We start from the raw sequence: 23,000 nt of genomic DNA, 5'->3' as shown, positions 1-23,000 counted from the left end.
CTCAAAGCATATGTCACTTATCTTCGAACGCATTGTCACCGACGGCATCGCCGCGGTTTCGTATTTAATCGGCGATGACGAGGAAGCCACGGCGGCGGTCATCGATCCGCGGCCCGACGTCGAAATCTACCTCGAGCTGGCGCGAAAGGCCGGCGTCTCCATTACCCACGTCTTCGAGACCCATATCCACGCCGATCTCGTGAGCGGTTCGCGCGAGCTTGCCGCCCGTACCGGCACCGCAAAAGTCTATGCGAGCAGTGAAGCGGGGGCGGAATACGGCTTCGAGCGCGAGTCCGTGAAGGATGGCGATCAGTTCAAATTCGGCGCGCTCATTCTCACGGCGCGGCACACGCCGGGTCACACGCCGGAACATGTCAGTTATGTGGCGACCGAGGAGGATCACCCCGACACGCCATGGGGCGTTTTCAGCGGCGATTCGCTCTTCGTCAGTTCCGCCGGCCGACCCGATCTTCTCGGCCGGGACGCTGACAAGCTCGCGTCGCAGCTCTACGATACGCTCTGGGGTTTCTACGCCAAGCTGCCCGACGGCGTGATCATTTATCCGTCCCACGGCAGCGGCTCGCCCTGCGGCGCCGACATCGGCGAACGCCTCGACAGCACGATCGGCTACGAAAAGCTTTTCAACCCCTATTACCAGCGGAACGAACGCCAGGCCTTTGTCGATTACGCATTGGCGACGCCACCTCCGGAGCCGACCTACTACAAGCGAATGAAGAAGGTGAATGCCGCCGGGCCGGAAGTGCTCGGCAGTTTACCCCGCATCCCGGCGCTGCCGCCGCCGCAGTTCAAAAAGATGATCGAAGAGAAGAAATATCATCTCGTCGATACGCGGACGATGCTGGCGTTCGGCGGCGGGCACATCGACGGCGCGTTGAACATCGCCGCGTCTCCCATTCTCTCGATCTGGGCCGGTTGGTTCCTCGATCCGGAAAAGCCGATCCTGCTCGTGCTCGATAGCGACGACGATGTGAAAAGGGTCTCGCAGCTATTCGTTCGCACCGGTTACACGAAGTTCGCCGGGTATCTCGTCGGCGGGATGCGCGCCTGGCAGAACGCCGGGTATCCGTTGCGCGAGATGGCGCAAATGACCATCCACGAATTGCAGGCCGCGCGAAACGGTCTTCAGCTCGTCGATGTGCGGGGGCCGGCTGAATGGAAAAACGGCCGCATCCCGGGCGCGACCCACATTTTCCTTCCGCAATTGTCGAAGCGCTTCGGCGAACTCGACAAGCAACGCCCGGTCCTCCTCTATTGCGCCACCGGCTATCGCGCCAGCCTCGCCGGAAGCCTCTTGCAAAAGGAGGGTTTCTCCGACGTCCGCAACCTCCCCGGAAGCATCCACGCCTGGAAAGCTGCGAAACTGCCGGTCGAAAAATGAGCGTTACAAAAGGTGCGGGGAGCTTCGGCATTACTTGTCCGTGATCACTTCCATCTCGCGGATCTCGCAATGAGCGTCAGGACAACCATAAAGCTCCACGTAGCCCCGGATCGCGCCTTGGATGTTTTCCAAGGCTTCGTCCACATTCGCTCCTTGAGAATGGCAGCCGGGCAATTCCGGACAACTGACCGATACTCCCTCCTCGTGGGCGAGCAACGCTACATGAAATTTGCGCCTCACTGGACACTAAGGTGCGGACAGAGCGCCTTAACGTCAACGCAACAACCAGCATGAGCGCAGACCTGATTGTTCGTGAACAGGACCCACTCAACCTCGAGATGCCGTTCTCGAGCCTGGACGGATTCATCACGCCTAACGAACTGTTTTACGTCCGCAACCATTTCCCGATCCCGGAGATCGCGGCGAACGACTGGCGCTTGAAAATCGAAGGCGAAGTCGAAGCGCCTTTCGAAATCAATTACGAAGAGCTGCGCGCAATGGAGTCGCGTACGATTACCGCGACGCTCGAATGCGCCGGCAACAACCGGATTTACCTCGAGCCGAAAGCCAAAGGCGTGCAATGGGGCCTGGGCGCAGTGGGGAACGCTTCCTGGACCGGCGTTCCCCTGGCGGCCTTGCTGGATCGGGCGAAACCGAAAGCGGGCGCGATTGAGGCGATTCTCGATGGCGCGGACGAAGGTGTGGTCGACAAGACGCCGACCCCAGCCGGGACAATCTCCTACTGCCGCAGTTTGCCGCTGGCAAAGGCGCGCGCCGATGTTCTGCTCGCCTTCGAAATGAACGGCGAGGCGCTTTCTCCGAGCCACGGTTTCCCGCTGCGAGCCATTGTGCCCGGTTGGTACGCGATGGCTTCCGTGAAATGGCTGCGTCGAATCATCGTCACAGACAAGCCGTTCTACGGATTTTACCAATCGCTCGACTACACGTTCTGGGACCGAAGCGGTGCGCTCCCGTCGCTCATCCCCATCACAGGACAATTGGTGAAAGCGGAGATTGCACGACCCGAGACCGGCGAAACCGTGCCGGCCAATTCCAGTTACCGGGTCCACGGAGCGGCCTGGGCTGGAGAAGCCGACGTCACAAAAGTGGAGCTGAGCTTCGATTCCGGATCCACCTGGTCGGATGCGGCTCTGCTCGGTGACGCCGTGCAAGGTTCCTGGCGGCTTTGGGCATACGAATGGAAAACGCCGGCCGAGCCCGGGCGGCTGACAATCATGGCTCGCGCTACCGATTCGCGCGGCAACGTGCAGGCCCCCAAACGCGGAGGTGACCGCGGCACTTACATGATTAACCACCTGTTGCCGATCGAAGTGGAAATTCAGTAGCGGTCGCCCTGCAGGCGGGAATCTGATTTAGCGCCGAAGGCGCGACTGCAATTAGAGCCTGGGGCAACGCCCCAGGATACCAACGACAAAAAGAATTCCAGCGCTGAAAGCGCGGTTCATTTTCTGGCAGCAATGAACACCGTGTGAATCGCGCTTTCAGCGCTCGGCTTTTTTTGGATTTAAGTAACCTGGGGCGTTGCCCCAGGCTGAGGTTGACTCAGCGCCCGTTGGCGCTGAAAAAAGCCCACACGCAATCATCCCCGACGCGCTCGCGGCCGGTCTCCTTTTTCCCAGTCGCGACACGGACCATTCACGATTCGGAAAAGTGGGTGCGGCGCTGGGCAAAGAAGACCCCGGCATTCCCGGTAAACTGCTGGCGTCCGCGAGCGGAGCTTGCGTTTCAAGTGCCGCCATTCAAAAAGCAATTGGCCGCGGGTCTCGACAAGTTTTCCAGCGAAGCGCGGCGTTGAGATTTTGCTGAGATCGAAAACGTAACCGCGCCGGCGGGCCTCCTTTTCCAAGACAAGGAGGTAGGCCGCGATCACCTCAACCGGGCGCGCCTGAGCCTGAAACCGGATGAGCTGAGGATGGCGCGTGTAGCCCCGGGTCTCGCCCTGCAAAACTTTTTGCGCCAGCAGGCCCTCGCGCCACGCCGCCACCAGTCCCTTCGCGTCGAGATAGCGCGGATGAATCGTCCAGAGCCGCATCGCTCGAACGGCGTCTAGTTCGCGCCCGCCGCCGCGCCGCCCTTCAGATACTTGTCGAGAAAATCCAGGATCGCCTTATTACCGCGAATCTCGTTCGCCTTCTTCGTGAAACCATGGCCTTCGTTATCGAAGACCACGTATTCGACCACCCCGTTCTTCTTCTTGATCGCGTCCACGATCTCATCCGACTCCGGCTTGATCACGCGCGGGTCGTTCGCGCCCTGCAAGACGAGAAGCGGCTTCGTGATCTTGTCCGCATGAAAGAGCGGCGAAATCTCCTTCAGCATGTCGAGCTGCGTATTCGGATCGCCGATCTCCGCGTAGAGCGATTTCCTTTCCGACTCCCAATACGGCGGGATGCTTTGCAAGGTCCGGACCCAGTTCGAAACGCCGAAGATATCGACGCCCGCGTTGAATTCTTCCGGTTTGAACGCCAGGGCCGCCAACACCATGTAGCCGCCGTACGAGCCCCCCATGATGCCGATCTTCTTGCCGTCGACGTAATCGAGCGTCTGAAGATACTTCTTCGCCTCGACGCAATCCCAGAGCGGTTCGCGCCCGTGTTTGCGATCGTCGGCTTTGAAGAACGTCTTGCCGTAGCCGCTCGATCCACGGTTGTTCACGTCGAGCACGACGTAGCCGTGGTTCACGAGATACTGAACGCCCGCGCTGTACGGCATCCGCGCCTGTCCGCCCGGCCCGCCGTGCACCCGCACAATCGCCGGGGCCTTGGCCTGCGCCGTGGCGCCGTGCGGTTGATAAAGAATTGCGGGAATCTCGGTTCCGTCGAAGGATTTGTAGCGCACCACGCGCGAATCGACGAGATCGGCCGCGTTGATCTCCGGATTCAGGCTCTCCGTTAACTTGAGTGGCTTCTTCGTGCCGAAATCATAAACGTAAAGGTTCGCGGGTGAGCGAGCCCCGTCGTGATAGAAGGCCATCTTGGTTTCGCTGTCGGAGAACCGGACCCCGCTGATATCGCCTTCCGGAAGCGGCGGGAGCGGCACTACCTTGTCCGTCGTACCCTCGTAAACCGTCACCTTCGTTCGCGCATCTTCGTTCGTGCCGACGACCCGATATTTGCCTGTCCGCGAAAACGCCATGAACGCGATGTCCCAGTTCGCTTTCCCCATCGGAGTTTTCTCGCCGCTCGCCAAGTCGTAGCGGACGATTCCTTTGAATTCACTTCCCTCGTCCGAGAGGTAATAGAGGAATTTCGAGGAAGGATCGAACGTCTCCGGAGCATTATCCACGTCGCCGGTGTGCGCGGTGATGTTCTTCATTTCCTTGGTCGCGGTATTGAAAAGATAGACGTCCGAGTCCGCGGTGGAATTCCCCGGCTTCCCGAAAGCGAGGAATTTCTTGTCGTTCGAGATATCGCCGAGGACGTAGCCGGTCTCGTCCTTGTAAATCAGCGTCGGTTTCAGATCCGCGACGGTCATTTCAAAAATATCGAAGAACTTCGGGTCGCGCGCGTTCGTGCCGAAGAAGAACGATTTCCGGTCGTGGCTCCAGCCGGCGAACTGCGCCTTGGTCTTTTCGCCCGGCGTCAGGTCGCGCTCGGTCCCGTCGAGCTCCCTCAGATACAGGTGCTCATTTTCGTTCCCGCCTTTGTCATAGCGATAGAGGAACCGCGCATCGCCCGGGAAATAAGAAACGGCGAAGGTGCTCTCTTTGGTCGAATTCGTGAGCTGCTTCGGTTCGCCGCCCGAAACCGGCATCGTGTAAACATTGAAGATCCCACTCTTGTTGCTGTGAAAGAGAATCGACTTCTCGTCCGCGGAGAACGCGCTGCCGCCGATCCGGGTCGTAGTCATGAACTGCTCAATCGTGTATTGCTTCACCGAAGCGGCCGCCGAGGGCTGTGGTGATGAGCTCTGCTTCGGCGCGGGCGTCTGTTTTGTGATCAAAGCCTTGTCCGATACATCAGGTTTCTGCTCCGTCGAAGGTTTTTGCGCAATGGCCGCTGGCATCGCGGCGGCCAAACAGAGGATCGCGGCGAGCGAACGTTTACCGGTCCGGCGGCACAAAGAGAAGTTGGTCAGGTGCATAATGTTTGTTCTCTTACCGCATTTCCGAGCAGGCGAAAGACGATTTCGACAGTTTCATGGCCCCGCCTGGACCTCCAGCTCCGTCGCGTGCCGGCCAGTCCGCCATTCTCCCGCCGCTATGGCCGACAATCCTTTTCCGGTTTCCGCGATGCCGATTTGATGGCCGTATGGCCGAGAGGCCCGTTAAGCGGCGTCAATTGATCCCAGGGCCGGGCCACATTTCGTCGGATACCATGTCGTCGGCGCATTGCTCGAAGTCAGCATCTGCTGAAGCGTTTTCTTATCCAGCTCGTTTTCGAAGACGGTGAATCCGTTCGGGCACTTTGTTTCGGGACCCATGGTCTGGAGGTCGAGGGCTATCGTAGGACCAAATCGCAGCGGCAGGAACTGAGGCGGCTCGGGGAACGGGTACCCATATTCATCGCAGTAACGCACTGGTATTTCTCCGTTGGCGAACGCCACGGCCGCATTTGAGAGATCCGCATGATTCAACTGTGCGCCGGTAAAGTCGACGCCTTGCAGCGTCGCGCCGGCCAATGATGCCACGACGCTGCCGGAAGCGGTCGGAAGAAAAACGGCATTGTTCAGCCGGACATTGACCAGACAAGCCCCGACAAAGCTCGCGCCACGCAAATTAGCCGCGGAGAGATCAATGCCGGCCAGGTAGGCGTTGCTAAAGTTGGCCTGCTCCATGGTGGCCGTCTGCGCGACCGACGTATTGGCCCCGAACAAGGTCACGTAGCTAAAGTTCACGCCGAACAGATTGGCCTTGTCCAGTTTTGCATTCGCCAGGTAGGCGTAGGACAAGCTGGCCGCGGCGCTGCGATCGACGCCACCCAGCTGAGCGGAGGTGAGATCGACCTCATCCATCGTGGCGGAAGTGAAGACTGTCCTTAGCAGCAGAGCCTGTCGCATCGAGGCTCGCGACAAAATCGCGGAGCTGAATCTCGCGCCACTCAAGTCACTACTGGTCTTGTTCGGATCGGAAGGATTTGGGGCAAAACTGGCTCCTTCGAGTCTGCACCTCGAAAATATGCAATCAATCAGGATGGCTGACTGGAACTTGGCCGACTCCAGCTGCGCACGTTGGAAGTTCGTCCGGCTCAGGTCGGAATTACTGAAATCTGCATTAGTCAGCGTGAAGCCCTCCAGCGTCAGTCCCGAAGCGAGGGTGTAGCGCGCTATGAGGCCGGTAAGGTCCGTCTTTAGGCCCGTAATCTGTGCCCCCGTCAAATCCAAATACGACCAGTTATTCTGCAGCGCGCTCGCGGACACCTTGGCATTGCGAAGAATCGTGCGCTTCGTGGCATCGTTCGAGAATGGCGGCGCCGGCAAAAGCGTCCCGTTCGTCAGGTCCGAATCGGAAAAGTCTGCCCCGGCGATGGAAGAAGGACGGAAATCCGTTGCGGTCAGGTTCGCTCCTCGAAACTTCGTGCGGGTGAGGATGCATCCATCGAATACCGCCGAGCGGAGATTCACTCCCGCGAAATCGGCGTCCGGGAAATTGATTTTGGAGAAAGTAACGCTGGAAAAATCGATGCACGCCTTGCCCAGGCAGCCAAAACTGACGCCGGCTCCGTTCTTTGTCTGCTGGAGTTCCGGCAAGCCGGGGGTCACGATTCCCATTCCAAAAAAAGTGCCCAAGGTAGTCGTGGTCGCGACATCGAACTCGCACTGGCAATAGGGATTGATTCCACCCTTGAGGAGCAGAGGGACGAGCTCTCCGTTGTCCTCGCGGCGGAACACGAATTTGACCTGGCTCTTCGCCTTGTCGAAATAGCGCAGGTCGAACTTGGCGAAATCGGAGAGACCGCTCAAATACGCGCCGTAGAGCACAGGGTACCATGCGTTTGGGGATTGCGACGCGATGAGATTCACCCACTGGGCGGTGTGTGCTTGCAAACCGAACCAGCCCCCGCCGAAGTCGTAGGCCAGGAACATGCCGGCGGGGTCGTCCGGTGATAAGCTGAGCATGGCCAGCTTGCCATCGGCCTTGACGCCCATGCGCTTTCCTCCTGATTGCACATAAATCTTGCCGAGAAATATCATCGCCCGCCTCCGGAACGCGTCAGTTGCTTTTGAGCCATAGTCTTTATGAACGGTGGTTCTGATTTAGGATCGGGTTGCCTGTCCGGTGGCCGCCGAGCCTTGTGGAGTCGAAGGAATCCATTCGCTCACCGAAGGTTCCGTTCGGCCTCCTGGCCCCGCGACGATGTTAAAGTTGAACGTGAAAAGCTCCCGCCAGAGGCTGACGCACATTTTCCCCGCGTTGACCGCAGTAGATTGGGAAACGAACAAGCCGTTCGGAGCATAGATATCGAGGCGATAGTCCTGCACGCGATTGCCTTCGCCTAAATACTTCAGCACATAGATGTAACCTCCTACCTCACTGGCAATATCAAGGTAGGTGACTTTCTCTTGTTCGATCTTGAGCCTCAGGTAAGGACTTGTCCCTCCTTCGAACGCGTTCACTGGGTCGGCCAGGTAGTCTAAGGCCTGGACCCGGCCTTCGGAAGTTTCCGTTGGATTCTCCAGGACAAGAACGGTGCCATTCGGTGTCACTGTCACTGCCGCCGGATTATGAATCAATCCTGGGCGGCTGCCGTTTCCGGAATAGAGGTTCGCCAGCGGTGCCTCCGCGTCCGGCCGCGCCGCTTTTAACAACGGGAGGGCCTCTATCTTGCAATTTCGAAGATTGAAGCCGACCACGTAACCATTCGGATGCACGGCAGCTCCATCGATTTGCTGGTTAAACCGGCCATAACTCGAGCCCGTGGCCAAATCGAAAGGACCGGCCTTGCTGAGATTCACCCTTCGAACATGGTAGAGTTCGTCACGAGGATCGATGTAATAGGTGAAGGCCTGGTCTCCCGCCGGACCATAGAGGTCGTAAATAAGAACTGGCCTGGTCGGGAATCCAGCCGGCACAAATTTCAACCCCGTCTCCGGCTGACTACCGGCGTTGATACCCTGGAAGGTAAACATCTGCCCCGAATAAACCCCGCCCCCGGTAACCAACGGAATCTCCTGACCGGAGGCCTGCCAGGTATAACCGAGTCGCTGGGCACTCTGGCTGAACGTCACTTTGACGAGAGTGGCCAGGTTGTGGCCAATGTTACTGCCGCTGAGGTTCTTTATGGTAGCAGTATTGCCGGTAGTTACTTCGAGAAAGGATGCTGCTCCGGCCGGTCGAATAAGGTTTACATGATAGCAGGCCGCAGAGCTGGTAATCAGCCATTGATCGCCTTTGCCTGAAGTGCTGCGCCGTGTGGTAATCACGCTATCGGATAAAGAGAGCGTTACGTGACCCGCGTCGAGAAATGCTTTCTTCAACGCCGGAGTGACGGCATTCGCGTCCAAGTCGACGGTCAGGAGGGTGACATCAGTTCGAATGTCAAAACGGCCCTGGGCCCACTGGTGAACGCCATTCTTATAAATGAGCTCGAGCTTCGGGGCATAATAGGTGTCCGGGTTAAGGGGCACTAACTCCTCCGTGATATTGAACTGGGGGATGACCAGTGTATTGTTCGGCCCCGGCATGGCCGGCGTCGGGTTGCTTTTATAGTGTCCGCACAGCCAGTTTGTGTTCGAGTAGAAGGAGACAATTAGCGTCAGAGTTCCTCCGGCCGGGGCTCCTTTCATTAACAATTTGATCGGGCCTTCCATCACGGTCATTGGAAAATCTACCGTCTTGGTGCCGTTATCGTCATACATGGCGTTGAAGACGAAGCCGCTCGAGCCGTTCTTCAAGTCCGCCGGACTGTACTGGGCCGAAACGCGGTAGTGCGTCGCCGTGGCCGGCCACTGGTTTTGATGGTTGACGTCCGGCAACATCGTCACGTCGACATCCATTTTGCGCTCGGCCGTGAGCGTGAAGGTGGCCGGAGACTGCGCCACTTCTACGGACGTTTGAATAAGCAGGGCGGCATCAGCCGCCGTCGATACCGCCGTGGCGATCCAACCGATAATCGGCGCCGCCTTTTTCGCCGCTGCTTCCGAAAACTTGGCGATGATCCAGGCCGAAAGGGCCGGGGAAGCGGCAATTGTCGCTCTCACCAGAGAATCGGCCAAAGCCAGCCAGGTCCCGGAGCCACCCTTCCCTAGCTGCTCCGACGCTTTCGTCTGGAAATAGAACGAGAGAAAAATGCTGATCTCGTCGAGGGCCAGTTTTGCGACCTCGTTCAGACTCGACAGTGAAATGGAAAAACCCGCCACGATACCGATAGTCGGCATGCCCAGGTTAAAGATGGAGGTCATCGCTGTCCCCATGGCGCACACCTCCCGATCCCATTGCCCCACCCCGTCGATCCCGTTCACGCGGCCGAGTCCACCGGCGAAATAATTTACCTTGCTGGCGCCGCTCGGCATTGGAAACACCAGGTTCTCAAAACTCGACGGCAGCGGAATGGCCAGAATTGTCGCAGCGGACGCTAACAATCCGATGTATTTCTTGGTCGGATAATTCTCTCCCGGAGGAATGGGCTTCCAGTCTGGTGGATTGTAGGGTTTTCCGTCCGCGTCGAGGAACTGCGCGTAAACCGAAAGCCAGCGCAACCAGTTATTCTTCAGGGGTAGGGTGAGCGACCCCAAGTCGAAGGAAAGATCACCGACTTCGAGCCCATGCCCTGCGGTAAGGTTGACCAAGGTCCAGCCCGTGGACGACGCTTGCGCTGCGTTCTCCGTCTCCGCGAAGCCTTTCTGCGTACCCACCAGGCCTCCCCAGGTTGTTCCCGGTTCCACGCTCCAGACGCCGGGACGCTCTTCGGTCGATTCCAGAAACGGATCGTTCTTCGTGTCACGCAGCGCTGAAACCATCGGTCCCTGAGCCCAGGTTGCCGTCTTGGTCGTCCACAGGTAGCACGGCTCGCCGTTGGGCTGCATCGTCGTAGGATCCAGATAGCTGCCCTCGTAAACGTAATTCTGGACCTTCGGATCGCGCGCGTGCGCCCGCGCCTGCTGGAGGATGCTGGCGGCCAAATCGCTTATACCGTTTGAATACTCAATCTGGAGGTGCACAATGGCCGCCGCCTCCGCGTCCAGGCTCATCATCTCCTGGTGGAAAAAAACCAGCGTCACCGCCGCATCCATTGCCGTCACCCAGTCGTGGACATGGATGATGACGGGGTCCGAAAGGTCCTGAGAGTCCACGCCGTGGTCGCCCAGTTTCGCCAAGGGACGCTGATGCGAGGGGTGCTCCCGATGACGATGCCTCAGTTCGACCGCGCGCTGCCGCGCCGCCGTGGGCAGGTGGATATGGGTCATCTCGAGGGTGGGAAGCAGGCTGCCCTCGACGCGGCTTGGGCTGTGAACCATCAACAATTGAGGCGACCTGGCGGGTAAGGCAACGTCCTTGACGTAATGGGTGACGTTGCTGGCGGGAATCAGGCGCAGCGCCTGATTTGTCGCCTGAGCTTCGCGCAATGTCGCCTCAGTGTGCGCGACAAGCGGATAGTCATTTCCTCCGGCGGAAAGCCAAAGCTTGGTCTCGCTCGGAAGGTGGGCGAGATCGAAATGCAGGGTTCGGATTTCGGTTTCCGTCATCGTTCTAATTTCCAATCAGGTGAGTTGAGCCGCTGCCGTCTCCATCTCCCTTGGGGCGTCTGTTGATGGCGCCCGGACACGCCTTCCGATTCTGATTTTGACATGGGGGTTTGAGGAATTGGTTGGCGAGATTGACCGTTTCTCCAGCGACGATCAAGTACCTTCGGTGCGTTTCCCGCCCATCCGCGATCCTAGCACGGCGCGCGCAGCGTTGTGTCCCGGAATTCCGCTGACGGCGCCGCCGCGGTGCGCGCTGGAACCGCAGAGAAAGACGTTCTCGAATTCCGTCTCCACGCCCCAGGTCCCGGCCTGCTCCTTGGTTTCGGCGAACGGAAACGTCGGCGCGTCGTGGAAGATGTTGCCCTGGAACATGCCTAACGCCTCCTCGATATCGACCGGGCTCTTGCTCTCGATGCAGAGACTGCCGTCGCGCGCCACCGCCAGGCAATCCTCCAGCGGCTCTTCGAGCCATTGGTTCATGCTTTCGAGGAACTTCTTTTCAGCTCGGCCGCGCATTTCGGCGTTGCCCTTCGCGAAGAGCGAATAGGGCGTGTCGATTCCGAACAGCGTCATGGTCTGGAATCCCTGCTGCCGCAATTCTGGCGCGAGAATGCTGTCGTCCGTCAGGGTGTGACAATAGACTTCGCACGGCAGCCTGTCCGGCAACTCTCCCCGCGACGCCTGCTCGTAGCTCGCCTTCATCTCGCCGTAGCCTTCGGAGCTGTGGAACGTTCCGCAAAATGCTTCGGCGGAGGAGTAACGCCCCGCCTTCAGCTTTGGAAGCCGGCGGAGCAACATGTTGATCTTGAAGACCGAACCTTCATCCGTCGCGTCCGGCTGATACGGCCCGCCGAGATACCGCGCCAGGACGTTGCGGCCGAAATTGACGAGCAGAAAGCGCGCGTCCACCGTCCGCCGTTTTCCCTCGACCTCGAAGTCAACGCCACTGCGCCCGCCGTTTACGTTCAGGGCGCGAAGATCCACGTTCGCCAGAAATTCCGCGCCGCCTTTGCGTGCCGCATCTTCCAGCTTCAAGGCGACGGCTCCCATTCCCCCCACCGGCACCTTCCACTCGCCGGTCTTATTCCCGATCAGGTGGTAGAGGAAACAGCGATTTTGCAAGAGCGTTTCGTCATCCGGATGAGTGAAAACGCCGATCTTCGCGTCGGTGAATACGAGGCCGCGAACCAGATCATTCTGCAAATACCGCTCAATCGCCCGCCCTAGCGGCTCTTCCGCCAGACTGCGCCACGCTTCCCGGGAAACTTCGTCGTTGTCGAATCGCCGCTTGAATTCGTCCCTCGCCACGAGCGGTTCGAGCATTGAATCCCAGGAATGTTCCGCGAAATTCCGCGCGAGCCCATAAAACCGTTTCATCCCGTCGTGCTCGCTCCGGTTTCCGGTCAGCTCGAACATCGACTGCGCGCTCGCTTCTTCCGAGACGTTGCTCAAAAGCAGGCCGTCGTGCCGGCCTTCCTTCACGTACGGGGTGTAGGAGCCCGTGGTGCGCCGCCGCAATTCCAGGTTCAACCCCAGATCGCGAATAATCTTCTCCGGAAACAAACTGACCAGATACGAGTAGCGCGACAACCGGGCGTCATAATCAGGAAACACCTTTTGCGACGTCGTTGCTCCGCCGATGTAATCGTTTTTTTCGAGCAGCAACACGCTCAGCCCCGCCCGGCCCAGATAGGCCGCCGCCACCATTCCATTGTGACCCGCCCCAAGAATCACCACATCATAACGCCCTCCACTCATACTGTTGCTCATACTCTTGCTCTTGCTCGATTCACCGCCCGGCGCCCCTTCATCCCGCGACGATGAACACAAAAGGTGGGCTCAGCAAGCGCCGCGAAATTGGCTCGGCTGACACGCGAATCTCTGCCATCTTCCGCCCATGCGCGTTTTGATCGCGGACGACCAGAAAAGCGTAGGCACGTCGCTGGCCGAGCTGGTTCGCCACTGTCACCACGAGGTCGTGGAAGTCGTCGGCTCCGGGTTGGAAGCGATCCAGGCCTACGCCCGCCACCTGCCCGACGTGGTCCTGATGGATTACCAAATGCCGAAGCTCAACGGAGCCACCGCCTGCCGGAACATCGTGGCGAAATATCCGAACGCGCGCGTCATTCTCGTCTCCGGTTCTCCGAAGGAAATCGCGGATTCCGGCGCGCTCGCCATCCTGATCAAGCCGATCCGTTTGGACCAGCTCTACGAGGTTCTTTACCAGGCAGGCCAGCCGCGCACGTCGAACCCGTAGCCGGCGTGAGATGATGCAAGCTGGTGGATCGTGCGCCGTTTCGACAAGCTCAAGGCCCTGGGCAAGTCGAAGGGCTCCGCCGCGCGATTCGAGCGACCGTCCAATAACGCCCGATCCACCTAGAGATACTTTTCCGGGATCGGATTTTTCGCGCCTTCGTGCTGCCAGTAAATCGTGACGATCCACCAGCGCGTCCCATCGTTGAATAACTGAAAACTGTTGATCCCCCGCATGAACGGCTCCGGATCGCCCGGCGAATAGCGCGATTCATAGGTGCTCCAGACCTGCGCGATCCGTCCGAACTCTTCCGTCCGGCGCGCGACTTCCGTTTCGTAAAAACCGGCCTTCGCGAAGATTGGCTCAACCCGTTCGATGTAACCTTCGACATCGAGAATGACCGGCGCAAGATCCACATCATTTCGCCCGGGGACAGTCGCCGTCGGAATCAATCGCGCTCCCGGAATAAATAACGCCCGTTCCCGGTCCCAATCTCGTTTCTGGCCTGCCGGGCCCGAGATCACCTCATAAGAGGCGCTAATGATCGCGTCGATCGAAGAAAGGTCGTCCATGTGCATAAGCTCAACGTAGCACGCGTGTCGACGTCGCAGGTTTCGTCATTCGTCAATCGTACGCAAACTTCAAAATTCGAAGTCCGAAACTCGAAACAAGGACCGAATATCAAATTGTCCAATCGACCCACGCAAAACGATCCCTGTTTTGGATTTGCTTCTTCGACATTTGAATTTGTTTCGGATTTCGTGCTTCGAAATTCGAGTTTCGACGCTACCAGTTAACTCGGATGAAGTTTCTGATTACGAACGACGACGGTATTGACGCCGCCGGGCTCGAGGCGCTCGTCAACGCAGCGCGGTCCCTGGGCGAATCCGTCGTGGTCGCGCCCGCCGACCCGCAATCGGGCGTGAGCCACCGCGTCACCTGGCACGACGGCGTCCGGATCGAGCCGCGCGGCGACCGGCGCTTCGCCATCCACGGCACCCCCGCTGATTGCGTCCGCCTCGGTTTGCTCAAAGTGCTTCCCGACGCGAACTGGATTCTGAGCGGGATCAATCACGGCGCAAACCTCGGCGCCGATGTCCACTATTCCGGGACCGTCGCGGCGGTGCGCGAAGCGGTGTTGCACGGCTGGCCCGGTATCGCCGTTTCGCACTATCGCAAATCCGGCGTGGCCTACGATTGGGCCCGGGCCGCGGAATGGGCCACGCCTATTCTCGCCGATCTCCTGGCCAGACCGATCGAGCCCGGTCTTTTTTACAACGTGAACCTGCCGAACCTGCCGGCTAGCGTTGAGAAACCGGAAGTCGTCTGGTGTCCGCTCGACCCCAATCCGCTCCCGCTCAATTACCGGCACGAAGAAGAAAGCGGGCTATACTACGCGGGCGATTATCAATTGCGGCCGCGCGCGTCCGGGGCCGACGTCGACATCTGCTTCGGCGGCCGGATCGCCGTGACCGCGGTGCGGCTGCTCTAACGGAATCGCAATCGAATGCGCGCCCGGGGTTGAAAGCCCTCTCACAATCGCGCAACGTGCTCACAACCGTGACCTGCGAACAGCCAGTCTACCCAAAGCGAAACGAACCGCCCACGTCCTGACCATGCACATCAAAGACGTCATCCGACAGGGTTCGCCCACGTTTTCGTTCGAGTTCTTTCCGCCCAAGACTCCCGAAGCGGCCGAGAGCCTTTACCAGACGATCCGCGACCTGGAAGCCTACATGCCGCATTTCGTCAGCGTCACTTACGGCGCCGGCGGCTCTACTCGCGACCTGACCCACGACCTCGTGGACCGGATCAAGAACACCACCAAGCTCGATCCGATCCCTCACCTCACCTGCGTCTGCCACAAACATGCCGAGATCGAAGCGATCCTGGCTCGGTACGCGAAGAATTGCATAGGCAACATTCTCGCGCTGGGCGGCGATCCGCCTCGCGGCTGCGTCTATGACAAATCGGCGGATGTATTTCAGCATGCCATCGACCTGGTGAAGTTCATCAAGCGCTATAATGAAGTTGGCGATCATCCCGATCAGCGCGGATTCGGTATCGGCGTGGCGGGTTTTCCGGAAGGCCATCCTGCGACCCCGAACCGGCTGGTCGAAATGGATCACCTGAAAGCCAAGGTCGATGCCGGCGCGGACTACATGGTGACGCAGCTCTTTTTTGATAACCGCGATTTCTACGATTTCCGCGAACGCTGCGAGCTGGCCGGGATCCGCATCCCGATCATCGCCGGCATCATGCCGATCACTTCCATGAGCGGTTGCAAGCGCATCGCCGAGCTTGCCGGCGGCGCTCGTTTTCCCGCCAAACTTTTGCGTGCCCTGCAACGGTGCGAAACGGAACCGGAAATGGTAAGCCGGGTCGGCGTTCACTTCGCCCTCGAACAGTGCCACGATCTCCTCGACAACCACGTGGCCGGAATCCATTTCTACACCCTCAACAAATCCGACGCGACCCGGACGATCTTCGACAGCCTTGGCATTCCGCGTCGCCAACCCACCGAACAGATTCCTAGCGTGTAGTAGAGGTGGAGCGGCGGCTCCGTCGGGCGATGTTTCGTTTCGGCAAAGGTGGATCGGCCGCTCCGTCGGGCGATGCTTCTTAATTCTTACTTCTTACTTCGGCTCAAGGATCCATCTCCCGATGTCCTTGAGCCGCGTGCATCCGCAAAGCAGCATGGCTTCGTCGAGTTCCCTTCGCAGAATTTCCTGCACCCGCGTCGCTCCCTGCTCGCCATCGATGCACAATCCCCAGAGAATAGGCCGGCCCACCAGCACCGCCCGCGCTCCCAACGCGATCGCTTTCAGCACTTCGCTCCCGCGCCGGATCCCGCCATCGACATAAACCTCGCAACCATCGTCCACCGCTTCGACGACGTTCGGCAACACTTCGCACGTCGCCGGCGCTGTATCGAGCTGACGCCCTCCATGATTCGACACCACCACCGCTTTCGCCCCGTGCTCCACCGACCGCCGCGCGTCGTCGCCGCGGCAGACGCCTTTCACAACGACCGGCAACCGCGTGCAGCCGCACAACCAATCCAGATCATCGTACCCCAGGTCCGATTTGAAATTGTTCCGGACGTAGGCCGCCAACCCCGAGCCTTCGACCGTCGGCATCTCGCCCTTCCCTAGCGGCGCGAGGTTCGCCACCGCCAACTCCTCAGGCAACGTGAACCGATTCCGCATATCCCGCTCCCGCGTCCCGAGCCCCGGCGCATCCACCGTCAGCACAATCGCTTCCGCTCCGGCCGCCTCCGCGCGCTGCACCAGCGCCTGCGTAACGCCCCGATCTATGTAAACGTAGAGCTGGAACCATTTCGGCGAACCAGCTTCGGCAAATACCTTCTCCATCGGGGTGTTCGAGAGCGAACTGAGAATAAACAACGTCCCCGCTCCCTTCGCCGCCCGCGCTGTGGCGATCTCGCCTTCGTCGCAGGCCAGCCTGTGAAACGCCGTCGGCGCCACGCAAATCGGCATCGATATCGCTTGCCCGAGAACTGTCGTTTGTAGGTTGCGCTCTCCGACCCCGGCGAGAACGCGATAATACAGCTTCAGCCGCTCCCATCCCGCCCTGTTTTCGCGCAGCGTGATCTCATCCAGCGCCCCGCCTTCGAAATAGTCCCGAACGTCGGCCCGGAGCTTCTCGTGCGCAGCCTTCCCATAATCAGCGACGCTCAGCAATTCATCATTCATCTTTTTCCAATTCTGCTGACAAGAGCCCAGCGTTTCAACGCTGGGCTATTATCGGGACATCCTCTGCCTCTTCAGTCGCGACACCGACAACGTTTCGCCGTGTAGCCGCCTCGCTCTGTCGAGGCGTCTTTATCCGCTCGAACACGGCGACAGAGCGCCGTGGCTACATACGCTTCATCTCTTCTGTAGCGGCTTCTCTGGTTGCCACGCCGAAGCCTGGCGAAGCCCGGAGCGAAGCGCCTCCTATCATCCGTGAAATCCGCGTAATCCGCGGTCCTCCCCTCACCCGAAATCACCCTCCGCTCTTGGCATGAAAAGTTCTGCAAATTCAGCATGCGCATACTCATCGCCGACGACCAAAGAAATGTGGGAACAACGTTGGCGGCGCTGGTCTCGCATTGCCAACATGAAGTCGTCGAAGTGGTTGGCTCCGGTCTGGAAGCGATCCAGGCCTACGACCGACACAAGCCGGACGTCGTCCTGATGGACTATTGGATGGCAAAACTCAACGGTGCCACCGCCTGCCGCCACATCGTTTCGCGAGATCCGGCCGCCCGCGTCATCCTGGTCTCCGGCTGGTCGCCAACGGAACACCCCGAAGATTCCGGCGCCATCGCCATCCTGCCCAAACCCGTCGATGTCGCCCTCCTCGAGAAAGTCCTCGACGACGCCGCGCAGATGCTGGCGTCTCAACCGAGTCCCCCGGTTTCGCGACCGGCAGCAGCCTGACGCAACCGCCTGCGCCCTGTAGCCGCTTCGCTACGCGAAGCGTCCCCTCCGCGCCAAGGGCGCAAACTCAAATCGAGCCTGGGGCAACGCCCCAGGGTAAAAATTGTGGATCGGCCCGGAGCGCTGAAAGCGCGACTCAACCGAAATTCATCGCCACCTGGAGGAATCGCGCTTTCAGCGCGTCCGTGATTAAATCGATCATCCTAGGGCGTTGCCCCAGGCTAAAATGACACCGCGCCTTTGGCGCTAAAGTCTGGCGCCCCATCATCCGTGCCATCCGCGAAATCCGCGGTTTTCCCTTCTTAATTCTTCCTTCTTCCTTCTTACTTTCCCACCTTCGCCTCGATCGTCCCCCACTCCTCCGGCGTGAGCTGGATCTTCGTCGCAGCCACATTCTCCTCCAGATGCGCCACCGACGACATCCCGGGGATCGGCACCATCACCGGCGAATGCCACAGCAGCCAGGCCAACGCCATCTGCACCGTGCTCACCCCGTACCGTTTCGCTTCCGGTTCCAGCGGATTGCCCGTCTTGGCCACCGAGGCCCGGCTGCCGCCGATCGGCGCCCACGGGATGAATCCCATCTTCTCCCTTTCGCAATAAGCCAGCACATCCTCCGATTTCCGGTTCTCGATGTTGTACTGGTTCTGCACGCTCACGATCGGCAGCACCTTTTTCGCCTGCTCGATCTCTTTCACGGAAACTTCCGACAATCCGACGTGCCGGATTTTCCCGGCCTCCTGCATCTTCTTGAGCGCGCCGACCGAATCCTCGACCGGCACCTTGGGATCGATCCGATGCAACTGGTAAAGATCGATCCGCTCCAGCTTCAATCGCTTCAGGCTTTTCTCCACGCACTGGGTGAGATATTCCGGCCGGCCATTTGGCACCCACTGGTTCGGCCCGGGCCGGGTATGCCCGCCCTTCGTCGCGATGACGAGTCCGTTCGGATACGGGTGCAGCGCCTCCGCGATGAGCAGCTCGCTCACTTCGGGCCCGTAAGCGTCCGCCGTATCGATAAAATTGACTCCGAGCTCGATCACGCGTCGCAAAACCTTCTTCGCGTTCTCCCGATCCGGCGGCCACCCCCAGATCCCGTCGCCCGTGAGCCTCATCGCCCCAAACCCCATCCGATTCACCGCCAGATCCCCCCCAAACCGAAACGGCGCCTTCGTCGGCTCCGCCGACACCAGCCTTGGTAATCCTCCCGCCGCAACAAAACTGCCGCTCGCAACAGCTCCTTGGATAAATGTTCGCCTGGTCATAACACGAAGATTAAGGCCGTCTCCCGAACCAGCAACTCCTGTCCCGGCAAAGGCGGATCCTAATTCTTCCTTCTGCCTTCCTGAACTCCTCCAGCCAAAACCGCGGCTCCGCCAGCCACCGTGATGCCAGCAAATTCCCGTCGCGTCATGACACGCAGATTACGCCTCCTTCCCAAGCCCTCAACCCATTGTTGGGCGATGTCTGAATGTCTCTCGTCGCTCACAACCGCCATCGAGCCAGCAGAGTTGCGGCGACTGTCCGATCTACCGCGACATTCGAAATCAGAACCAGCCGCGAAAGAGTCAATCCAATTGGCGGACAAAAACTAAAGAGATCGCGCTGTAGGATAAGTAGCGCACGTCCCAGAATCCGCGCTTGGATGTCGATCGTAAGCCGGTCCTGGCGCGCCGTAGCAAATGTTGCGAAGGAGGCTACGTTAATCCAATGCCTCCCGAACGAATCACGCTGCCTCGCAAAGTCCGCGAATATTTCGCTGAGATCGGCAAACGCGGCGGGCACGCCGGCCGGCGTGAATTGACGCGCCAGCAAGCGAAAATCATGGTCGGAATCCGGGAAGCGAAACGCGCCGCCAAGAAAGAAGGCAAGCCCCCTCCAAAGACACATCGAAAGACGCTTGCGCTACTCCGGAAGCCAGAAGCAAGGCCGCTTTAAATACGTCCGCATCCGGGCCCTCGAATTCCTGAAGAGCGCGCACAGAGAACAATCGTAAGCGGCTTACGATGCATCAATGCCCGCCGCTCCGCACATCTCCTGCGCGGCGCCGGTTTTTCAGTTCAAGTTTTGAAGGGCGAAAATCCTCCGCTCCGCGCAACGCCCGTTTTCCCGCTCAACTTCGAAGGGAGATAGTGCTCTCCGCTCCGCGCGCGGCGGCCTTTTGTCGGCCAACTTTTCCCCGGTGGACCGGCCACTCCGTCGGGCGATTGTTTGCTTGAGCGGGCCACCAAGCTCCAACCGTTCTCGCCACGGTGCGAGTGAGGGCAATAATGCTCTCCGCTCCGCGCGCAGCGCCGTTTGCCGGCCAACTTTTCCCGGGTGGATCGGCCGCTCCATCGGGCGATTGTTCGCTTGGGCAGGCAACAAAGCTCCAACCGTTCTCGCTACGGTACGAGTCGAGGGCAATAATGCTCTCTGCTCCGCGCGCAGCGCCGTTTGCCGGCCAACTTTTCCCGGGTGGATCGGCCGCTCCATCGGGCGATTGCTTGTTTGTCACCATGCGGCCAAGCGCCAGCGTTGTGATCGCACTGCATCGTAATCAGCTTATGATGCATCAATATCCGCGTGCGGAAGAGTCAACGAATCGGAGCATCGGTTTCGCTTCGAGAGGCTCGATGGACAAGCCCTCGGCCAAACGGATCAGCCGCGTCGGCGTCCAATTCGCCCTGGAACATTGGGACGATCTCCTGGATTTCGAGGGTCATCCGAAGGCACTCTCTAACGGTACACCGTAAGCCGCTTACGATGCATCAGTCCGACAGCAAATGAGAATTAGAACACAGGGATGGTGCAAACGGGTTACGCGTATAACGCGAGAGAGTCGCTCCCCGCCGGCCCGTAAGCCAGCCAAAACCGCCGCTCCGCCAATTGAGGTTGTCCCAAGAAATTTCCGTCGTGTCATGAGACTCAGTTTATGCCGGCGGCCCCCATCAGCAACAAGCAGCATGAGCTGTGACCCGCGAGCGAGCGTCAATGACAACCCTTTAGGCTAGGCCCATCGTGCGAACCGCAGGATATCCGCAACAAACGCCACGTTGCGCTTCTAGCCAAAACTATTCACCCGAGAATCAAATGTTGCCGAAGGATCACCAGATTGTCGGCGTCGGTTAATGTAACGTTTCCGCATAATAGGAGGCTATGAAGGTCCTGCTCGACGGAGCCTAGTTCGTCGCCTATCAATCTCCGGGCAGTGCCAAAGACAGCGCGACCGGAAGAATCCTGTAGCCTCAACCGCTCCAAGTTTAAGGGATGGTAGCTGAACCCCAAAAAGCAAATCCGCTCCGCCCTCTTGAGAACCTCGCGCGCTGCGTCAAGCTCGGGCTTGGCCTTATCATGCAGAAGCGTGATACCACGCGCGGCATACCCGACGTACTTGTACTTACTTCGATCCGGAGTATATGGCCGTGCTTCTTGATCCGGATATGGATGCCGGCTGAGCTGACCGTAGACGTGATGGATCGGGATCCGGCGCAGCATCTGAGCACACTCCTCATCGCTACGGCCATGCGCGTTGCGCAAAGTCGTGAATAGATAGTGCTCTAATGATCGATCATAATTGAACGTAATCACCGCAAGTCGATTTTCCCCAAATTTTTCGAAAGACGCAGTGAGTTTTTCGGAAAGGTATTGATACCAATCTCCCCCTCGGTTTCCAGTAATCCCAAAGAGCGCTTCCTCGGATTCATAGGGTATTAAGCAGTATGCAATTGCCAGTTTTCCTACCTCGAAAAACTCCGGTCGATGCTCAAGAAATGCGTCGATAGAGGATTGACCGGATTTGTGAAACGCGTCTCGAAATTCGAGAAAAACGTTCATGGGGATTTCCGAGCCTTCGTGGAGCAGACGAGTCGCGACGGAATCTCTGACAAATTCGCTACAGATTCGCTCCTTTAATTCCGACGCAACCGGAAAGCCGTACGGGGCGCTCGCGCCGGCTCCCAAAACAAGCGTTGTTGGTCTCCTTATCATTCTGCTTTTTCCCTCCTCCGCTAAACGAGTGCTGAGAACTCGAGATCGCGCGCATACAACCTGTAGCGTGGATCGACCGACATCGAATCAAAAGGCTTTGCGCGCGCCAAGACGAGTCGAGACAAAGCTCGCTATCAAGAAACTCAGGTCGACACAGGATTCGAGTGACGCGGATTGCAGTACACCATAAAGAAAACCTGCCGCCGCACCGTCTCCAGCACCAGTTAGGTCTACTGCCTTAAAATGCGCGTCTGCGGCAAGTGGTTGGGGACTAAAGGTTCCCTCCAACGATTGACGGCCCACTCCGACAGTCAAGAATTCCCTTCCGACCCCGCCAGATGAACTTTCGAGTGGATCTTTTACAACGATAATTACCGGTGAATCAAACTGATGTCGTTTTCTCCACTGAAACAGTCGAATCAAAAGTTCATTGGTCGTCACTTCCCTCGGAACTGGACCGTCGCGACAACTGTTAATTAATTGCCGTAGTTGTTCCCGATACAGAAACATAATATCCACGAATCGTAGAATTTGCTCGAGTCGCCCCAAACCCCGACGTGCGTATAATGCGCCAGGGGTTAGAGAAACCAACGTTTGCGAGCGGACATCCTGAACAAGTCGCTCTTGAAGATATAATTCGTCGCGGCCTACAAAGGATGAGAGGTGAAGAACTCGTGACGCCAATGCGGCATTACGAAGAGTCGCAAGGTCTGCAGTTTTGCCGAATTTGTCGTTTATTCCCGGATGAACAACAATGAGTCGCTTGCCCTCACGGTCCACAAGCGTCGTAGTTCGACCCGTCGGGAACTTTACGCCTATCAGCACGAGCTCTGCGTCGGCGCCGACGTCACAAAGGTCCTTTCGTAACATCGTTCCGTAACGATCACTTCCGACAATGCCGGCAACGCCGACTGAAGCGCCTAGTCGAGCGAGAGCGTAAGCAGTATTTGCACCTGATCCACCTGTACGACGAACAGGGCCACGGAGCGCCTCGCATTCGTGATCTGGTTCGATTCTATCGACAATCGTGATCTCGTCTACATTGTGCGCTGAAATTACGAAAACATCCCTCGGCCTCACGCGAGTCTTTTCAATCCTCTCTCTAATCTGATCAAAGGATGGTGTCAGTGCTCCGGCGCCAGAAAAAGTTATTCCTTTGGAACCGATGGACACCGACTCCAAACGCAACTTGCTGGCAAACTGTTGCAGCCTTCCCCAAAACGCCTGATGCATGTTCGGAGGACCGTCCTGCTGCATCTTGTCAACCTTTGAGACGTTCAAATACGAA

At 58.6% G+C, this 23,000-nt stretch carries 18 protein-coding genes; 7 read left to right on the top strand and 11 right to left on the bottom strand.

Features of this window, described 5'->3' with window-relative positions; genetic code table 11:
- Positions 1-10: 10 nt before the first annotated feature.
- Positions 11-1,399 (top strand): MBL fold metallo-hydrolase, encoded by a 1,389-nt coding sequence (locus VJU77_09795; protein HKP03637.1) that lies wholly within the window; start codon positions 11-13, stop codon positions 1,397-1,399.
- Positions 1,400-1,429: 30 nt separating this feature from the next.
- Here the strand turns inward: VJU77_09795 and VJU77_09790 are convergent, their stop codons facing one another.
- A complete protein-coding gene (locus VJU77_09790; GenBank protein HKP03636.1) occupies positions 1,430-1,639 on the bottom strand; it encodes a type II toxin-antitoxin system HicB family antitoxin in 210 nt (69 codons plus the stop codon).
- Positions 1,640-1,689: 50 nt separating this feature from the next.
- On the opposite strand from VJU77_09790, the gene VJU77_09785 reads away from it, so the two are divergent.
- On the top strand, positions 1,690-2,745 hold the full coding sequence (locus VJU77_09785; GenBank protein ID HKP03635.1) for a sulfite oxidase: 1,056 nt from the start codon (positions 1,690-1,692) through the stop codon (positions 2,743-2,745).
- A 254-nt stretch (positions 2,746-2,999) separates the two neighbouring features.
- Here the strand turns inward: VJU77_09785 and VJU77_09780 are convergent, their stop codons facing one another.
- The 5 genes from VJU77_09780 to VJU77_09760 form a co-directional block, all read right to left on the bottom strand.
- A complete protein-coding gene (locus VJU77_09780; protein ID HKP03634.1) occupies positions 3,000-3,452 on the bottom strand; it encodes a pyrimidine dimer DNA glycosylase/endonuclease V in 453 nt (150 codons plus the stop codon).
- Positions 3,453-3,466: 14 nt separating this feature from the next.
- Entirely contained in the window at positions 3,467-5,503 is a 2,037-nt protein-coding gene (locus VJU77_09775) for a S9 family peptidase (protein HKP03633.1), read from the bottom strand.
- A gap of 183 nt (positions 5,504-5,686) precedes the next feature.
- On the bottom strand, positions 5,687-7,552 hold the full coding sequence (locus VJU77_09770; GenBank protein ID HKP03632.1) for a pentapeptide repeat-containing protein: 1,866 nt from the start codon (positions 7,550-7,552) through the stop codon (positions 5,687-5,689).
- Between the two features lie 63 nt (positions 7,553-7,615).
- Positions 7,616-11,044 (bottom strand): hypothetical protein, encoded by a 3,429-nt coding sequence (locus tag VJU77_09765; protein ID HKP03631.1) that lies wholly within the window; start codon positions 11,042-11,044, stop codon positions 7,616-7,618.
- A gap of 153 nt (positions 11,045-11,197) precedes the next feature.
- On the bottom strand, positions 11,198-12,814 hold the full coding sequence (locus VJU77_09760; protein HKP03630.1) for an NAD(P)/FAD-dependent oxidoreductase: 1,617 nt from the start codon (positions 12,812-12,814) through the stop codon (positions 11,198-11,200).
- A 127-nt stretch (positions 12,815-12,941) separates the two neighbouring features.
- Here VJU77_09760 and VJU77_09755 point away from each other — a divergent pair, with 127 nt between their 5' ends.
- Positions 12,942-13,301, top strand: a complete 360-nt coding sequence (locus VJU77_09755) for a response regulator transcription factor (protein ID HKP03629.1) — start codon at positions 12,942-12,944, stop codon at positions 13,299-13,301.
- 119 nt (positions 13,302-13,420) lie between these two features.
- Here the strand turns inward: VJU77_09755 and VJU77_09750 are convergent, their stop codons facing one another.
- Positions 13,421-13,870, bottom strand: coding sequence for a hypothetical protein (locus tag VJU77_09750; GenBank protein ID HKP03628.1), 450 nt, complete (start codon positions 13,868-13,870; stop codon positions 13,421-13,423).
- 230 nt (positions 13,871-14,100) lie between these two features.
- On the opposite strand from VJU77_09750, the gene surE reads away from it, so the two are divergent.
- Positions 14,101-14,790 carry a 5'/3'-nucleotidase SurE gene (gene surE / locus VJU77_09745; protein ID HKP03627.1) on the top strand — a complete coding sequence of 230 codons (690 nt, stop codon included), beginning with the start codon at positions 14,101-14,103 and terminating at the stop codon, positions 14,788-14,790.
- Between the two features lie 124 nt (positions 14,791-14,914).
- Positions 14,915-15,841 carry a methylenetetrahydrofolate reductase [NAD(P)H] gene (metF, locus tag VJU77_09740; protein HKP03626.1) on the top strand — a complete coding sequence of 309 codons (927 nt, stop codon included), beginning with the start codon at positions 14,915-14,917 and terminating at the stop codon, positions 15,839-15,841.
- A gap of 93 nt (positions 15,842-15,934) precedes the next feature.
- Here the strand turns inward: metF and VJU77_09735 are convergent, their stop codons facing one another.
- Positions 15,935-17,014: an alpha-hydroxy acid oxidase gene (locus VJU77_09735; protein HKP03625.1), complete on the bottom strand. Its 1,080-nt coding sequence runs from the start codon at positions 17,012-17,014 to the stop codon at positions 15,935-15,937.
- A 333-nt stretch (positions 17,015-17,347) separates the two neighbouring features.
- Here VJU77_09735 and VJU77_09730 point away from each other — a divergent pair, with 333 nt between their 5' ends.
- Entirely contained in the window at positions 17,348-17,743 is a 396-nt protein-coding gene (locus VJU77_09730) for a response regulator (GenBank protein ID HKP03624.1), read from the top strand.
- A 323-nt stretch (positions 17,744-18,066) separates the two neighbouring features.
- On the opposite strand, the gene VJU77_09725 is transcribed toward VJU77_09730, so the two are convergent.
- Positions 18,067-19,008 carry an aldo/keto reductase gene (locus VJU77_09725; GenBank protein HKP03623.1) on the bottom strand — a complete coding sequence of 314 codons (942 nt, stop codon included), beginning with the start codon at positions 19,006-19,008 and terminating at the stop codon, positions 18,067-18,069.
- Positions 19,009-19,453: 445 nt separating this feature from the next.
- Here VJU77_09725 and VJU77_09720 point away from each other — a divergent pair, with 445 nt between their 5' ends.
- Positions 19,454-19,681 carry a hypothetical protein gene (locus VJU77_09720; GenBank protein HKP03622.1) on the top strand — a complete coding sequence of 76 codons (228 nt, stop codon included), beginning with the start codon at positions 19,454-19,456 and terminating at the stop codon, positions 19,679-19,681.
- 1,119 nt (positions 19,682-20,800) lie between these two features.
- Here the strand turns inward: VJU77_09720 and VJU77_09715 are convergent.
- Both VJU77_09715 and VJU77_09710 read right to left on the bottom strand, forming a co-directional pair.
- Entirely contained in the window at positions 20,801-21,559 is a 759-nt protein-coding gene (locus VJU77_09715) for a hypothetical protein (protein HKP03621.1), read from the bottom strand.
- A 240-nt stretch (positions 21,560-21,799) separates the two neighbouring features.
- Positions 21,800-22,993 carry a PfkB family carbohydrate kinase gene (locus tag VJU77_09710; protein ID HKP03620.1) on the bottom strand — a complete coding sequence of 398 codons (1,194 nt, stop codon included), beginning with the start codon at positions 22,991-22,993 and terminating at the stop codon, positions 21,800-21,802.
- Between the last annotated feature and the right edge of the window lie 7 nt (positions 22,994-23,000).

This window comes from Chthoniobacterales bacterium, from assembly GCA_035274845.1.
Lineage (GTDB): Bacteria > Verrucomicrobiota > Verrucomicrobiia > Chthoniobacterales > UBA10450 > AV80.
This window is presented reverse-complemented; position numbering and strand designations above follow the sequence as displayed.

Bases quoted from the DNA above. Each gene is read 5' to 3' on its own strand.
- VJU77_09795 (HKP03637.1), top strand. From the start codon at position 11: ATGTCACTTATCTTCGAACGCATTGTCACCGACGGCATCGCCGCGGTT.
- VJU77_09785 (HKP03635.1), top strand. From the start codon at position 1,690: ATGAGCGCAGACCTGATTGTTCGTGAACAGGACCCACTCAACCTCGAG.
- VJU77_09780 (HKP03634.1), bottom strand. From the start codon at position 3,452: ATGCGGCTCTGGACGATTCATCCGCGCTATCTCGACGCGAAGGGACTG.
- VJU77_09775 (HKP03633.1), bottom strand. From the start codon at position 5,503: ATGCACCTGACCAACTTCTCTTTGTGCCGCCGGACCGGTAAACGTTCG.
- VJU77_09770 (HKP03632.1), bottom strand. From the start codon at position 7,552: ATGATATTTCTCGGCAAGATTTATGTGCAATCAGGAGGAAAGCGCATG.
- VJU77_09765 (HKP03631.1), bottom strand. From the start codon at position 11,044: ATGACGGAAACCGAAATCCGAACCCTGCATTTCGATCTCGCCCACCTT.
- VJU77_09760 (HKP03630.1), bottom strand. From the start codon at position 12,814: ATGAGCAACAGTATGAGTGGAGGGCGTTATGATGTGGTGATTCTTGGG.
- VJU77_09755 (HKP03629.1), top strand. From the start codon at position 12,942: ATGCGCGTTTTGATCGCGGACGACCAGAAAAGCGTAGGCACGTCGCTG.
- VJU77_09750 (HKP03628.1), bottom strand. From the start codon at position 13,870: ATGGACGACCTTTCTTCGATCGACGCGATCATTAGCGCCTCTTATGAG.
- surE (HKP03627.1), top strand. From the start codon at position 14,101: ATGAAGTTTCTGATTACGAACGACGACGGTATTGACGCCGCCGGGCTC.
- metF (HKP03626.1), top strand. From the start codon at position 14,915: ATGCACATCAAAGACGTCATCCGACAGGGTTCGCCCACGTTTTCGTTC.
- VJU77_09735 (HKP03625.1), bottom strand. From the start codon at position 17,014: ATGAATGATGAATTGCTGAGCGTCGCTGATTATGGGAAGGCTGCGCAC.
- VJU77_09730 (HKP03624.1), top strand. From the start codon at position 17,348: ATGCGCATACTCATCGCCGACGACCAAAGAAATGTGGGAACAACGTTG.
- VJU77_09725 (HKP03623.1), bottom strand. From the start codon at position 19,008: ATGACCAGGCGAACATTTATCCAAGGAGCTGTTGCGAGCGGCAGTTTT.
- VJU77_09720 (HKP03622.1), top strand. From the start codon at position 19,454: ATGCCTCCCGAACGAATCACGCTGCCTCGCAAAGTCCGCGAATATTTC.
- VJU77_09715 (HKP03621.1), bottom strand. From the start codon at position 21,559: ATGAACGTTTTTCTCGAATTTCGAGACGCGTTTCACAAATCCGGTCAA.